The 14,296-nt window shown below is 74.7% G+C and carries 10 protein-coding genes; 6 read left to right on the top strand and 4 right to left on the bottom strand.

Annotated elements, in window-relative coordinates; genetic code table 11:
* Positions 1 to 15: 15 nt before the first annotated feature.
* Both ABZY91_RS01375 and ABZY91_RS01370 read right to left on the bottom strand, forming a co-directional pair.
* Positions 16 to 1,155, bottom strand: a complete 1,140-nt coding sequence (locus ABZY91_RS01375; RefSeq protein ID WP_355398950.1) for a histidine kinase — start codon at positions 1,153 to 1,155, stop codon at positions 16 to 18.
* Positions 1,152 to 1,805: a response regulator transcription factor gene (locus tag ABZY91_RS01370; RefSeq protein ID WP_329884998.1), complete on the bottom strand. Its 654-nt coding sequence runs from the start codon at positions 1,803 to 1,805 to the stop codon at positions 1,152 to 1,154. Before ABZY91_RS01370 ends, ABZY91_RS01375 begins: the two co-directional genes overlap by 4 nt.
* A gap of 381 nt (positions 1,806 to 2,186) precedes the next feature.
* Between ABZY91_RS01370 and ABZY91_RS01365 the strand changes: the two genes are divergently transcribed.
* Both ABZY91_RS01365 and ABZY91_RS01360 read left to right on the top strand, forming a co-directional pair.
* Complete coding sequence (locus ABZY91_RS01365; protein WP_355399109.1) at positions 2,187 to 3,953, top strand: phosphatidylglycerol lysyltransferase domain-containing protein; 1,767 nt, start codon at positions 2,187 to 2,189, stop codon at positions 3,951 to 3,953.
* Positions 3,954 to 4,170: 217 nt separating this feature from the next.
* The gene (locus tag ABZY91_RS01360) at positions 4,171 to 4,929 is read left to right on the top strand and encodes a hypothetical protein (RefSeq protein ID WP_329884780.1); all 759 of its coding nucleotides are present in this window, start codon (positions 4,171 to 4,173) and stop codon (positions 4,927 to 4,929) included.
* Between the two features lie 99 nt (positions 4,930 to 5,028).
* On the opposite strand, the gene ABZY91_RS01355 is transcribed toward ABZY91_RS01360, so the two are convergent.
* Entirely contained in the window at positions 5,029 to 7,887 is a 2,859-nt protein-coding gene (locus ABZY91_RS01355) for a SpoIIE family protein phosphatase (protein WP_355398948.1), read from the bottom strand.
* A gap of 255 nt (positions 7,888 to 8,142) precedes the next feature.
* Here ABZY91_RS01355 and ABZY91_RS01350 point away from each other — a divergent pair, with 255 nt between their 5' ends.
* The 4 genes from ABZY91_RS01350 (at position 8,143) to ABZY91_RS01335 (ending at position 13,517) form a co-directional block, all read left to right on the top strand.
* Positions 8,143 to 9,309, top strand: a complete 1,167-nt coding sequence (locus tag ABZY91_RS01350) for a rhodanese-like domain-containing protein (protein WP_355398946.1) — start codon at positions 8,143 to 8,145, stop codon at positions 9,307 to 9,309.
* Positions 9,310 to 9,436: 127 nt separating this feature from the next.
* A complete protein-coding gene (locus tag ABZY91_RS01345; RefSeq protein WP_329884777.1) occupies positions 9,437 to 10,105 on the top strand; it encodes a DUF5819 family protein in 669 nt (222 codons plus the stop codon).
* On the top strand, positions 10,102 to 11,364 hold the full coding sequence (locus ABZY91_RS01340) for an HTTM domain-containing protein (protein ID WP_355398944.1): 1,263 nt from the start codon (positions 10,102 to 10,104) through the stop codon (positions 11,362 to 11,364). Before ABZY91_RS01345 ends, ABZY91_RS01340 begins: the two co-directional genes overlap by 4 nt.
* 5 nt (positions 11,365 to 11,369) lie before the next feature.
* Positions 11,370 to 13,517: an FUSC family protein gene (locus ABZY91_RS01335; protein WP_329949622.1), complete on the top strand. Its 2,148-nt coding sequence runs from the start codon at positions 11,370 to 11,372 to the stop codon at positions 13,515 to 13,517.
* Between the two features lie 47 nt (positions 13,518 to 13,564).
* Here ABZY91_RS01335 and ABZY91_RS01330 read toward each other — a convergent pair whose 3' ends face one another.
* Positions 13,565 to 14,218 (bottom strand): hypothetical protein, encoded by a 654-nt coding sequence (locus tag ABZY91_RS01330; protein WP_355398942.1) that lies wholly within the window; start codon positions 14,216 to 14,218, stop codon positions 13,565 to 13,567.
* Between the last annotated feature and the right edge of the window lie 78 nt (positions 14,219 to 14,296).

Below are 14,296 nucleotides of genomic sequence, written 5' to 3'. Positions count from 1 at the left end.
GGTCAGTTCCGGGGGTCAGTTCCGGCTGGCCGGGAGCTCGGCCCGGACCTCGAAACCGCCGTCCGTGGTGGGTCCGGCGGCGAGCGAGCCGCCGAGCAGCTGGGCGCGCTCGCGCAGGCCGACCAGGCCGTGGCCGCCGCCCGGCAGCGTCTGGACGGGCGGGACCGGCGGGGCCTCGTTGCGGACCTCCACCCGCAGCCTGCGTCCCCGGGCCTTGACCCGTACGTGCACCGCGGCCTCCGGGGCGTACTTGGTGATGTTGGTGAGCGCCTCCTGGACGGTGCGGTAGGCGGCCCGCTCGACCGCCTCGGGCCAGGGGCGGTCGCCGGGGGTCAGCTCGGCGTCGGCGGCGAGCCCGCTCTCCTCGATCAGCCGGGGGAGGTCGGCCAGGCGGGGCTGCGGAGCCAGCGGGGTGTCCATCCGCGGGCCGCCGGCCCGCAGCACCCCGACCATCTGGCGCAGTTCCTCCAGGGTCCGGACGGAGAGCTCCCGGATGGTGCGGGCCGTGGTCACCGCGGCCGGGTCGGGGGTCGAGACCTGGAGCGCGCCGGCCTGGATGCTGATCAGGCTGACCTGGTGCGAGACGACGTCGTGCATCTCCCGGGCCAGCCGGCCGCGCTCGTCGCTCAGCACCCGCTCGGCGAGCAGCCGGCTCTCCCGCGCCTGGCCCCGGGTCAGCTCGTCCAGCCGGGCCGCGAGCTCGCGCCTGGTCCGCGAGAGCAGGCCGGTGGCGGCCGGTCCGGCCGCCAGCATCACGGACTGGATCGCGTACAGCGCGGTGTCCCGGCTGAGGGCGAAGGTCTGCTCGTAGACCGGCCAGTGGAAGAACTCGACCAGGGCGAACAGGGTGGCGCAGGGCACCACCACCCGGGGGCTGGGGCGCTCGGCCGCCACCGTGTAGACGGCCGTGATCGGGGCGAGCCAGATGTCGTCGAGGTAGCTGCCGGGCATGACCAGCAGCAGGACGGTGACCGGGAAGCGCCGCCGCCAGAGCAGCGCGACGGCGGCCAGCACGGAGAGCAGGGTCTGCCAGAGCGGGGCGCCCCGGGCCACCAGGGCGGCGTCGACCAGGGAGTAGAGCGCCGGCAGCAGGAGCATCAGCCAGGGGGCGGTGAACCCCGCCGGGAGCCGTCTGCCGGGGGAGAGGTCGCTCATGCCCCGTCGCTCGGCCTGGGCCGCACCAGCCCGGCCCGGTGGGCGATGACGGCGGCCTGGACCCGGTTGGCGGCGCTGAGCTTGCCGAGGATCGCGCTGATGTGGTCCTTCACGGTGCCGGTACCGAGGAAGAGCCGGTCGGCGATCTCGGCGTTGGACAGGCCCTCGCCGAGGAGCGCCAGCACGTCCAGCTCGCGGCCGGTCAGGGTGCGGGCCAGGGTCGCCGCCTCGGCGTCCGGGCCGCCGCCGTCGACGTAGCCGCCGATCACCGTCCGGGTCACGGTCGGGGAGAGGATGTTGCCACCGGCCGCGAGCACCCGGACGGCGTGCACCAGCTGCTCCGGGGCGGTGTCCTTGAGCAGGAAGCCGGACGCGCCGGCCCGCAGCGCGGTGCCGATGTACTCGTCGGTGTCGAAGGTGGTGAGCATCGCCACGGCCGGCGGGTCGGGCAGCGCGCGCACCCGGCGGAGCACCGAGATGCCGTCCATGTCGGGCATCCGGATGTCGAGCAGCACCACGTGCGGGCGCAGCCGGCGGACGTACTCCTCGGCCTGTCCGCCGGAGCAGTCGCCGACCACCTCCAGGTCGGCGGCGGACCCGACGATCAGCCCGAGTCCGGACCTCACCAGGATCTCGTCGTCCACGATCAGCACGCGGGTGGTGGTGATGGGTCCCTCCTCGGTTCGGCGGACGGGGCCGGGCCGGTCCGCATGACTGGATTCGAGGGTAGGGCCTGAGCGGGCGGGACCGCGGTTCGGCCGGTCGTGAACCCCCGCCGTTCGGCGGGGGTGTGAATCGCCTACCTGGTTCACGCGATTCTCTCCCGGGGTGGGGAACCATGGAGTTGGCTGCCGCTCCATCGGTCTGCCGGCCGAGGCGAGCGGTCGGTCGGGTCGTCGGGCCTGTACGGAGTGCCCGACCTCGGGCCGTGTGCGGATGCGCCCCACCATCTGATCGTTTGGAATTGAGCTGTGTCGTCCACTCTGAAGCCGGAGCCGTCCACGTCCTCCGCCGGGTCCCGGCCCGGCCTCCTGGAGCGCTGGCGCCCCCGGGCCGCCGCGGCGACCGTCTGGTACCTGCGGCTGCTCGCCCTGCTGAACCTGGTCACCGTGCTGCTGGTGCCCTTCCGGGACCAGGTCGAGACGCACAACGAGGGTGAGTACTTCACCCCGTACCTGATGACGGCGGGCCTGAGCAGCGCGGTGCTGTCGGCCTTCCTCGCGATCGCGATGCGGCGGCGCAAGCGGGCCGCGTGGATCTTCAACATCGCGCTCGCCGGCGTGTTCGCACTGCTCTACCTGGCCGCCATGTCGCTGCCCGGCGAGGGCTTCAACGAGCACCCGCTGAACTACGTCTCCACCGTGCTGACCTGCCTGTTCGTGCTGGCCCTGGTGATCGGCCGGAAGGAGTTCACCTCCAAGGGGGACCGCTCCAACCCGAAGACGGCGGCGGCCACCTTCGTGGCCGGCCTGGGCTTCGGCGGGGTGGTCGGGGCCGCGCTGGTCGCCCTGACCAACGACCTCGACGGCGCCGGCTTCTGGGACACGTTCCGCTACTCGGTCGGCCGGATGGTCACCGTCACGCCGTCCGAGCACCTGCGTTCCGTGATCGACGCCCCGACCTGGGTGAACGCGGTCATCAACGCGATGGGCGCGCTGCTCTTCCTGCTGGTGCTCTACGTCGCCTTCCGCAGCCCCCGCAACAAGGAGCTGCTGACCGCCGAGGACGAGGAGCGCCTGCGCGGGCTGCTGGACCGGCAGGGCGACCGGGACTCGCTGGGCTACTTCGCACTCCGCCGGGACAAGGCCGTGGTGTTCTCGCCGAGCGGCAAGGCGGCGGTCACCTACCGGGTGGTCGGTGGTGTCTCGCTGGCCTCCGGCGACCCGATCGGCGACCCCGAGGCCTGGCCGGGGGCGATCGACGCCTGGCTGTCCGAGGCCCGTGAGCACGCCTGGGCGCCCGCCGTGATGGGCGCCTCCGAGGAGGCCGGCGTGATCTATGCCCGGCACGGCCTCGACGCGCTGGAGCTGGGCGACGAGGCGATCGTCGAGCTGGACGAGTTCTCGCTCGACGGCCGGGCGATGCGGGTGGTGCGGCAGGCCTACAACCGGGTCAAGCGGGCCGGGTACACGGTGCGGATCCGCCGGCACGAGGAGATCCCCGAGTCGGAGATGGCCGAGCTGGTCGCCAAGGCCGACCAGTGGCGGGACGGCGCGACCGAGCGCGGTTTCTCGATGGCGCTGGGCCGGCTGGGCGACCCGGGCGACGGCCGCTGCGTGATGCTGGAGTGCCACGACGGCGACGGTGAGCTGAAGGCGCTGCTGAGCTTCGTGCCGTGGGGTGCGGACGGGCTCTCGCTGGACCTGATGCGGCGGGCCCGGGACACCGAGAACGGTCTGATGGAGTTCATGGTGATCGAACTCCTGCAGCGCGCGGGCGAGGTGAATCTGGCCCGGGTCTCGCTGAACTTCGCGATGTTCCGTTCCGTTTTCGAGCGCGGTTCGAAGCTCGGCGCCGGTCCGGTGCTGCGGCTCTGGCGCTCCGTTCTGGGCTTCTTCTCGCGCTGGTGGCAGATCGAATCCCTGTACCGCGCGAACGCCAAGTACCGGCCGATCTGGGAGCCGCGTTATCTGCTGTTCGAGAAGAGCAGCGAGATTCCGCGGATCGGCATCGCCAGTGCCCGGGCCGAGGGCTTCATCACCGCGCCGAGTCTGCCCGCCCTGTTCCGTCGTCGACACACGGGAACCGCCGTCGCGGAGCCCCGGGTGCCGGTGGCGGCGAAGGACGGGAAGGGGTAGTCCCTCCGCCGGGGGGCGGAGGGAGCCGGACGTCCGGATGGGGGGATTTCGGGGTGAGCTCTCCCCCCTGAGGATGACCTCGGTCCACATTGATGCCGATGTGGATTCCTTAACCGGCTTCTAATGTGGGGGTAGCCGGGGAAACGTTCCCGGCTTCGGGGATATGGAGACGGTAGTGAATCAGATGGCCCACGCGGGGGGCGTGCGAAAGGGGCCGGTGGCAATTGCCAGAGAGGCCGCTGTCGCCGAGTGGGGAACGCTGTTCGGGATCGTCCGGGAACGGGTGGTGCGGAAGAAGTTCGCAGCCGTCCCGCTGGCCACCGCGGCGACCTGCCTGATCCTGCTGTTCAGCATCGTCCAGCACCTGCCGGGCGGGGAGCGGTTCGTCACCCAGATCGGGGTGGTGAAGGCCGCGCTGCCGCTGGAGGTCTCGCTGCTGCGCACTCCGCTGTCGCTGTACGTGCCGGCCCTGGACCTGCCGGTCTGGGGGGCGCTGGCCCAGGTCTTCCTCGTCTTCGGCATCGCCGAGATCGTGCTCGGCCGGCGGCTGACCCTGGTGGTGGCCTACACCTGCACCCTGGCCGGGACGCTGTTCGCCCGGGTCGGGGTGGCGATCGGACCGGAGCACGTCTTCGGCTTCCCGAAGTGGGTCGCGCACGTGCGGGACACCGGTCCGTCGGCGGCCGTGGTGGCGCTGGCGATCTGCATCGCCTTCCGCAGCCGGGCCTGGTTCACCGCCGGTCTGGTGGTGGCACTGATGGTCGGGGAGGCGGTCGTGCTGCCGAACCTGGCCGGTCTGGAGCACGTGGTCGCGGTGATAGCGGCGCTGCTGATCGCCGTCTCGGTGGAGGTGTTCGGGGACTTCTGGCCGCGGGTGCTGGCCGGGGTCGGGGCGGCGGCCGTGGTGGCCGCGGCGGCCTCGATCGAGGTCGCCAACGAGGCCAGGCGCCGGGCGCCGGTCCGGGCCGTGCCGTAGCCCGGACCCGGGCACCGGGTCCGGACGGGCACGGGCCGGCGGACGGACGGGCACGGTGCCCGCGACCGGGGGGCACCGTGCCGAGCGGTCCGGGCGACGCTAGTGCGGCGGCGGGGGCAGGGGCAGTTCGAACCAGACGACCTTGCCGACCGCCTTGCGGGCGGTGCCCCAGCGTTCGGCGAGCTTGGTGACCAGGGTCAGTCCGCGGCCGGTCTCGCCGAGCTGTTCGGCGGGCTCCAGCGAGGGCAGGTTGTGGTTGTCGTCGCTGACCTCGACCAGCAGCTTGTCCACCCGGATCAGCTGGAGCTGGACGCGGTCCCGGGCCACCCGGACGGCGTTGGTCACCAGCTCGCTGACCAGGAGTTCGGTGGTGTCGCTGAGCGCCCCCAGGTGCCAGCCGGCCAGCTGCTCGCGGACCAGGGCGCGGGCCCGGCGGACCTCGCGCTGGTCGACGGTGAGGTCCCAGGTGGCGACCTCGCTCGGGGCCACCCCGTCGAACCGGGCGACCAACAGGGCGACGTCGTCCTTCCGGTCGTCCGAGTGGAGCCGGTCCAGCACCACGTCGCACGCCTGCTCGGGGCTCTGCCGGGGGTCGATCAGGTTGCCGCAGAGCGCGGCCAGCCCGGCCCCTATGTCGCCGCCCCGGACCTCGACCAGGCCGTCGGTGCACAGCACCAGCATCGACCCGTCCGAGACGTCGATGGTCTTGGCGACGAACGGCACGCCGCCGACGCCGATCGGGGCGCCGGCCGGGATCTCCAGCAGCTCGCCGGTGCCGTCCGGGTGGACCAGGACCGGCGGGACGTGGCCGGCGCTGGCCAGCTCGCAGGTCCGGTTGATGGGGTCGTAGACCGCGTACAGGCAGGTGGCGAGATGGTCGTCGCCGAGCTTGTGGGCCAGGTTGTCCAGGTGGCGCAGGAGCTGTCCGGGCGGCAGGTCGAGGGCGGCCAGGGTCTGCATCGCGGTGCGGAAGCGGCCCATCGCGGCGGCCGAGTGCAGGCCGTGGCCCATCACGTCGCCGACCACCAGGGCGACCCGGCTGCCGGGCAGCTGGATCGCGTCGAACCAGTCGCCGCCGACCTCGGCGCGGGAGTCGCCGGGCAGGTAGCGGTGGGCGATCTGGACGCCGGGGATCTGCGGCGGGCGGGTCGGGATCATCGACCGCTGCAGGGTGGTGGCGACCCGCGACTCGGCCCGGTGCAGCCGGGCGTTGTCCAGCGAGAGCGCGGCCCGGGCGGCCAGCTCCTTGAGGGTGGCGGCGTCGCCCTCGTCGAAGGGGTCGCGGTCGGGCAGCCGGAGCAGCTTGAGGATGCCGAGCACGGTGCCCCGGGCGGAGAGCGGCACCACCAGCATGGAGCGGCCGGAGACCACGGAGGCGAGCCTGGGGCCGCCGAGCGCGGCGGCGTAGTCGACCGCGACGTCCCGGGTGACCACCGGGACCAGGACCGGCTGGTTGAGCTGGAGGGCCATGCCGGGCGGCGTGCGGCGGGGCATGGCCACCAGCGCGCCCTCGGCGAGCACGTGGTCCCACTCGCCGACGGACTCGTTGCAGGCCAGGGCGACCCGGCGGAGCATCGTGTCGTCGTCGGGGCGGGCGGCCGGCAGCTCGGAGTCGGAGATCAGGCCGTCGACCAGGTCGACGCAGGCGAAGTCGGCGACCCGGGGGACGAGGACCTGGCAGAGCTCGTGGGCGGTGAAGCCGAGGTCGAGGGTGGTACCGACCTTGCCGCCGACCTCGTTGAGCAGGGCCAGCTGCTCGCCCGCCTGGCCGTTGGTGAGGAACGCGCCGAACCGGCCGGTCGGGGCCGCGGGGGTGGTCACGGGTACGGCTCCGGGGACCGGGACGGGTGCGGTGGGTGGTGCGGTGGGCTCGCCCGGGTGGAGCCGGCGCCCGGGGGCGGACGACTCGACGGCGGACGACCCGACAGCGGTCTGCTCGATGGCGGTGGTTCCTCTCGGCGGGGCCGGGACGGTGGCCGGTGCGGCGGGCGCGGCGGTGCCGGCCTGGGGCGCTCCGGTCTGGGAGGTGGCGGTCTGGCCCGCTCCGGCCTGCGAGGCGGCGGTGGCGCCGGCGGTGGTCGGGGCGGCGGTGGTCGGGGCGGCCTCGCGCTGGCCGGGCAGCGGGCCGGCCGGGCGGCGGCCGGGTGCGGGCTGCTCGGGCTGCGGCGGCGGGCCGAGCCGGGTGGCCCGCTGTTGCGCGGTCGGATAGCGCCGACCGATCCCGGCGGCGGCGTGGGCGGTGCCGGCCGCCGGGTCGGCGGGCCGGACCGGCAGCACGCTGGTCGGGTCGGGCCGCAGGGCCGGCAGGCCGCCCCGGGACAGCGCGACCAGCAGCGGCCCGCGGCGCTCGGCCGAACCGGGCAGCAGCGCGGCGAAGGGTGCGGGGACGGGCCGGCCGGGGGCGGTCAGCGCGGCGGAGATCCGGTGGAAGCCGCCGCGGGCGCCGGGGGCGGCGGCGAACGGCAGCAGCCGCTCGCCGAGCGCCAGCCGGGGGCCGGCCGAGCGCAGCGGGCGGGCGTCGGCGGCCAGCGCCAGCAGTCCGCCGACGGGCCCGTCCACGGGGTAGGCCCACCAGAGCACGTCGCGCAGCCGCCCCTCGCGGTCGACCACGGGCAGCTGCCCGGCCCAGGCGGTCCCGGTGGCGGTCAGCTCGGCGAGGGTGTCGAAGGCGTCCCGGCGGCGGGCCGGCGGGATCCCGGCCCCGGCCGGAGCGGGGACGCTGCGCGGTTCGGCGGCGGGCAGCAGGCCGGTGGCGGGGCGGTCGTGGACGACCTCCGCGCGGTGTCCGAACAGTTCCTCGGCCGCCCGGCTCCACTGGGTGATCCGGCCGCTCCGGTCGACCAGCACGAGGGCGAGCCGCACCAGGGCGACCACCCCTGACGGCTGGTCACCCGGTGCGGTTCCGGGCCCCGTTTCGGTACCCGCCGGACGCGATGTGGAGTTGGGCTCGTCCACCATGGATTGGGTCTGCTCCCGCCTGGCCGCCACGCCTGGAGACGGCCGATTCTCCGGAGGAAGGCATGCTGTGCGGATACCAGCGAAGCACGGACGGGCCGGGACTCGATAGCGAAACGGGGAGATTCCTCGGTATCAGTTGCGTGTCACGTGGCGTGCGCCGGTCCGCACTCCCCGTCCACCCCGCCGGTGCACCGCACGCGGGGGGTAGGGTCGCAGGACGGGACGGAACCACCCAGGACGAGACAGAGGCGAGAAGTGACCGCGCAGAGCCCCGTCCGCTGGACGGATCCGGAGCAGCAGGAGCTGGAGGAGCGGGTCGCCGCCGCCGAACTCGCCTGGCTGACCATGGACGTCGACGTGCAGACCCTGCGGGTCGAGATCGACAACTTCGCGCTGATCCACCACCAGCTGCTCGGTCCGCTGTACGCCCGGCTGGACGAGCTGGACGCGCTGGTCGCCGAGGCCCTGGCCGCCCGCACCGGTCTTCCGGAGGACCTCAGGCAGGCCGCCGAGGCGCGCCGGAGGGTGGACGAACTCCCCGACCTGGACGCGCTGTTCGACACCGTGCGGGAACAGGAGGACGCCCCGCCGCCGCCGGCCGCACCGGCCCGGGTCCGGCCCGGTCGGGACGCCCAGCGGGTCTACCGGGAGCTGGTCCGCCGGGCCCACCCGGACCTCACCACCGACCCGGCCGAGCAGGAGCTCCGGGCCGCCTTCCTGATCCGGGTCAACGAGGCGTACGCGTTCGGTGACACCGGTGCGCTGGAGACGCTGGCCGCCGAGTGGTCCACCGCCCCCGAGGCGGCTCCGGCCGTCGACTCCCCCGACCGGCTCGGCTGGCTGCGCCTCCGCCTGGAGTGGCTGACCGGCCGGATCGGCGGGCTCGCCGCCGAGCAGGTGCGGCTGGAGCGGACCGCGATGGGAGAGCTGCTGGCGCTCGCCCCGCAGGATCCGGACCGGCTGCTGGAGGAGCTGGCCGAGCAGCTGCTGGCCAAGGCCGCCGCCCAGCAGGCCGAGCTGGAGCGGCTGCTCGGCGCCCCGGCGACGGTGGGGGACAATGGCGGAGCCGATCCCGACGCCCAGGAGAACCAGACGATGTTCGCGCAGATCCCCACCATCGACGCCGCCGGCGTCCCCGCCGACGCCGCCCTGCTGGATGTCCGTGAGCAGGACGAGTGGGACGCCGGGCACGTGGACGGTGCGCTGCACATCCCGATCGGCGAGGTCGTGGCGCGGATCGGTGAGCTTCCGGACGGGAAGCTGTACGTGCTCTGCCGGGTCGGCGGGCGCTCCGCGCAGGTCGTCCAGTACCTGGTGCAGAACGGCCGGGACGCGGTGAACGTCGACGGCGGCATGTACGCCTGGGACGGCGCGGGCCGTCCGATGGTGAGCAGCGGCGGGCAGCAGGCCTTCGTCCTGTAGCGGGCGACCCGGGGGTCCCCCGCGGATTCCGGTGGTCCGGACGGGCCCGCCGTTCGGGGGAGTAGGGCAGGATGGGCGCGCGACCGGGCCGGCGCGGTGCCGGCCCCACCCTTCCCCGGGGGAGTTCATGGCCGAGAGCGCCGAGAGCACGGACCCGCCGCCCGTCCACCGGGCCTGGTCGGCGCCCGCGCGGGCCGTGCTCGGGACGGCCGCCGTGGTGCTGACCGCCGCCACCGGGCTCTTCCTCGGCGCGGTCTTCCTGCACGTGGCACCGGCCAACTCGCTGTCCCAGCGGTACCGGGACCAGGTCGACGGCCTGGTCTACCCGGAGTTCGAACAGAACTGGAAGCTGTTCGCCCCCAACCCGTTGCAGCAGAACGTCACCGTGGACGCCCGGGCGCGGACGGCGGCGGAGGACGGCGGCGTCCGGACCCACGACTGGGTCGGGCTGACCGCCCGGGACCTCGCGGCGATCCGGGGCAACCCGGCGCCCAGCCACGCCGACCAGAACATGCTCCGCCGCGCCTGGGACTTCTACGACGGCTCGCACAACGCCCAGGACGAGTCGCTCGTCAATCCGCGCGGCCGGCTGGCCGAGGAGTACCTGAAGCGGATCGTGCTGCAGCGGATCGGCCGGAGCGTCGACGGGCGGCCGGTGCTGGAGGTCGAACTGCGGGTGACCACGACGACCGTCCCGCCGCCGGAGTGGAGCGACGAGGCGCCGCCGCCCGCGCCGAAGGTCCGGGAGCTGCCCTGGTGGCCGGTGGGCGACGAGGACGTCCGGGGGCTCGGGTGAACGAGGTCACTCCGGCCGAGGCCGGGGAGCGGCTGCTCGACGGGATCCCCCGCCAGCCCGGTTCGCCGCCGGAGGCCGAACCCGCGGCGCGCCCGCCGGGGCCGGTCCGGCTCGCGGCCCGGGCGTTCGCGGTGTTCACCGGACGGGTGCTCGGGCCGTACCAGGCGGCGACGGTGCGGATCGGCTTCGGGCTGGTCTGGATGGTGTACCTGCTCCGCGAGTGGCCCAACCGGCGGCTGCTGTACGGCGACACCTCGCCCTGGTCAACGGAGCTGGCGGAGCGGCTGCTGGCCGACAACGGGGCGCTGACGGTGCTGCCCTGGTTCGGCGGGCGGCTCTGGTTCGAGCTGGTCTACCACCTGGCGGTGCTGGCCGCGCTGGCGGTGCTGCTGGGCTGGCGGACCAGGGCGAGCACGGTGCTGTTCCTGGTCACCGTGCTCTCGCTGCAGAACCGCAACGTCTTCCTCGGCGACGGGGGCGACAACGTCGTCCACCTGATGGCGGTCTACCTGGTCTTCACCCGCTGCGCGGAGGTCTGGTCGCTGGACGCCCGGCGGGCGGGGTCCGGGCGGACCGGGGTGGCGCTCTGGGCGGTGCTCGGCGCCGTCCTGCTGGTCTGCGGGCTGGGCGGCTTCTCCGGGGAGAGCCTGGCCTGGACGACCGCGACGTTCCCGTACGTCGGATGGGGGCCGGTGTTCTGGGCGCTCTGGGCGGTGGCCGGGCTCTGGTGGCTGGCCGGGCGGCTGGCGCCGGACGGCGAGACGCGGGCGGTGCTGGACGCGCTGGCGACCATGGTGCACAACTGCGCGATGCTGGTGATCGCCGTCGAGGTGGTGCTGATCTACGCCACCGCGGGCTGGTACAAGGTGCAGGGCTCGCGCTGGCAGGACGGCACCGCGCTCTACTACCCGCTCCACCTGGACTACTTCACGCCGTGGCCGGGGCTGTCCGGGCTGGTCGGGTCGGCGCTGCTGCCGGTCTTCCTGATCACCTACGGGACGGTCCTGCTCCAGGTCGCGTTCCCGTTCACGCTGGTCAGCCGGCGGGTCAAGAACACGCTGCTGGTGGTGATGATGGCCGAGCACGTGGGGATCGCGGTGCTGCTCGGGCTCCCGGTGTTCTCGCTGGCGATGATCGCGGCGGACGCGGTCTTCCTGCCGACGGCGGCGTTGCGGTGGGCCGGTCGACGGGTGGGCCGGACGGTCCGCCGCGTGGGCCGGGTCCCTGGCGGGGAGAAGGGCGCCACTCCCCTAAGCTGACCGCTATGTCCTGGTTCGCCGCCCTTCGAGACACCGCGCGGACCGGACTGACCGTCGACCGGGCGCTCACCGACCCCAAGCGGGCGCTGCGCGGCGCGGTCGCGGTGGCGGCGGTGCTCTTCCCCACCCTGGCCCTGGGCGGGCCGGAGCTGGCCACCTCGGCCGCGATGGGCGCGTTCATCGCCGGGACCGCCACCTTCCAGCGCAGCTTCCGGCCCCGGGCCACGCTCGCCGTCGCCGCCGGGATCGGACTCGGCGTCAGCACCTTCCTCGGCTACCTGGCGGCCGGGGTGCCCGGGGCGTTCCCGGTGCTGCTGGCGGTCTGGGCCTTCGGCGCCGGACTGGCCTGGGCGATCGGGCCGACCGCCGGGGTGGTCGCCGCCAACACCGTCTCGGTGATGCTGATCGTGGTCCAGCTGCCGGTCAGCCCGCTCACCGCGCTCGGACACGGGCTGGTCTGCGCGCTGGGCGGCGTCGCCCAGGCGCTGGTCATCACCGTCTGGCCGATCGGCAGCTGGACCGTCCAGCGGGAGGCGCTCGCCGACACCTACGCCGAACTCGCCGACTACGCCCGCCGGCTGCGCCAGGACCCGACCGCGCACGTCGACCCGGAACCGTTCATGACCGCCCGGCACGCCGCCGCGCTCACCCCCTGGCAGGACCGGAACCGGCCGCCCGAACTGCGCGGCCTGCGCGGGATCGCCGAACGGGTCCGGCCGACCCTGGCGGCGATCGCCGACCCCAAGGTCGGCGCCCCCGAGGAGGGGCCGGAGCGCGACCGGGCCCGCGAGGTGCTGGCCGCCGCCGCCGAGGCGATGGACGCGCTGGCCCGGGCGATCCGCACCGGGGACCCGCTCCAGCTCCCGCGTTCGGCGCCCGCGCTCACCCTCGCCGCCCGGACCGAGGGGCCGGAACTGCGCGGCGCCGCCCGGCGCTCCGCCCGCCGACTGGCCGGGCTGCTCCGCAAGGCCTCCGACACGCTGGACCGGGGCGCCGAGGACACCATCGACACCCCCGTGGTGCAGGCCGGCGGGGCGCTGCGCAAGCCGCCGCTGGTCCGGATGCTGCCCACGGCGCTGCGCGCGGTGCGGCGGCAGTTCCAGCCGCGCTCGGCGGTCTTCCAGCACGCCGTCCGGCTGGCCGGGGTGGTGACCGTCGCCTACCTGCTGGCCCGGCTGGTCGGCTTCGAACACGGCTACTGGGCGCCGATGACGGCCGCGATGGTGATGCGGCCGGACTTCGCGCAGACCTACAGCCGGGGGGTCGCCCGGCTGGCCGGGACCATGGTCGGGGTGGCCGTCTCCACGCTGGTGGTGCAGCTCGCGCGCCCCGGCGAGTGGGTGCTGGCCGTCCTCGCGGTGCTCAGCATCGGCGGCGCCTACCTCACCCTGCGCACCGGCTACGCGGTCATCACGGTCTGCATCTCCTCGTACGTGGTGTTCCTGCTCGGGCTGCAGGCCGGGAACCCGCTGACGACGGCCGTCGAGCGGGTCGGGCTGACCCTGCTCGGCGGGTCGGTCGCCCTGCTGGTCTACGCGCTCTTCCCGACCTGGCAGACCGCCCGGCTCGGTGAGCGGCTGGCCGAGTGGCTGGCCGCCGCCGGACGGTACGCGGCCGAGGTGATCGCGGTCTACGAGCGTCCGGCGGCGCCGCGCGGACGGGCCGTCCGCGCGGCACTGCTGGACTCCCGGGAGGCGCGCTCCGAGCTGCTCCAGGCGATGCAGCGGGCCGACGCCGAGCCGGGGCGGCACGCCTCCGGACTGCCCGGGGTGAGCCGTCGCCAGCTGGACCGGGCCCGGGCGGCGGTCGGCCACCTCGGGCGGGTCGCGGTGCTGCTGGAGGCGCACCTGCCCGCGGCCGACGCCGATCCGGTGCCGGGGGCGGCGGAGTTCGCGGAGGAGCTGCAGCTGGCCACGGCGCTGGCGGCGGGCGCCCTGCTGACCGGGCAGCCGGTGGAGTTCGACGCCGTCCGGGAGGCACAGGAGCGGCTGGAGCAGCGGCTCGCCGGGTCGCCCGGCGAGGTGCAGCGGGACGTGCTGCGGACCGGGACCAGGTTGCTGCTCCAGGCGCTGAAGGACCTGGAGCGGGCGCTGCGCGGCGGCGGGACGGCGACCGCGACCGCGCAGCGCGAACCGGAGCCGTCGGGTCGCTAGGCGGGCCCGGCCCTGGTCCGACGAGGTCCGGGGGGTGGACCCGCCGGTCAGGCCGCCGCGGCGGCCTCCAGCCAGTTGGCGAACTCGCAGGCGAAGTGCCACTGGTGGCCGGTCGACAACCCGGTCGGGGCCGCGGCCGGGAACTCCACGGTGAGCCGGATCCGCAGGCCCTGCGGGGAGTCGGCGAACTCGTGCATCACCCGCAGCACCTCGGAGCCGTCCGCCAGGTGGCCGGTGCCGCCGATCCGGACCGGGTACGCCGGGGTCGCCGGGGTGGGGCGGAAGCGGAGGACGAAGCGGAGCGGTCCGTCGCCGACCGTCTCGATGATCTCGACCGTCCCGTCGGCCGAGTCGGCGAGGTAGTGCTCGGGGTTGGCGGCCAGCAGGGCGGCCCGGTCGGGGGCGTGCAGCCGGCCCTGCCACCAGGCGAGGAAGGTCGCGGCGTCGATGCCGGTGGCGGTCAGTTCGGTGACGGCCGCGCGCCACCGCCCGCCGGAGGCGTGCAGCCAGCCGGCCATCGCGGCGTCGGCCGCGGCGGTGTCGGGGGCGAGCAGTTCGCGGGTGCGGTCGTCGCCGAGGCGCTGCTTGAGCAGCCGCAGAGCGGCCCGGGCGCGGTCCAGCTCCCAGGCGAGGACGGCCGCGCGGTCGTGCCCGGTGCCGTCGATGTCGGTGTGGATGGCCGGCGATGAGGTGGTCGTCATGGCGTCGCTCCTCGGAAGGGTGCCCCGCTTAAGCGGAGAGATTTTCTCCGCCTGTCAGGACGGTAGCATAGGGGGAGA

It is taken from the genome of Kitasatospora sp. NPDC002965 (assembly GCF_040611255.1).
Classification (GTDB): domain Bacteria; phylum Actinomycetota; class Actinomycetes; order Streptomycetales; family Streptomycetaceae; genus Kitasatospora.
The sequence above is the reverse complement of the archived record's forward strand: the minus strand, read 5'-3'. Positions and strand labels throughout refer to the sequence as shown.

Bases quoted from the DNA above. Each gene is read 5' to 3' on its own strand.
- ABZY91_RS01335 (WP_329949622.1), top strand. From the start codon at position 11,370: ATGTCCTGGTTCGCCGCCCTTCGAGACACCGCGCGGACCGGACTGACC.
- ABZY91_RS01330 (WP_355398942.1), bottom strand. From the start codon at position 14,218: ATGACGACCACCTCATCGCCGGCCATCCACACCGACATCGACGGCACC.
- ABZY91_RS01355 (WP_355398948.1), bottom strand. From the start codon at position 7,887: ATGGTGGACGAGCCCAACTCCACATCGCGTCCGGCGGGTACCGAAACG.
- ABZY91_RS01375 (WP_355398950.1), bottom strand. From the start codon at position 1,155: ATGAGCGACCTCTCCCCCGGCAGACGGCTCCCGGCGGGGTTCACCGCC.
- ABZY91_RS01345 (WP_329884777.1), top strand. From the start codon at position 9,437: ATGGCCGAGAGCGCCGAGAGCACGGACCCGCCGCCCGTCCACCGGGCC.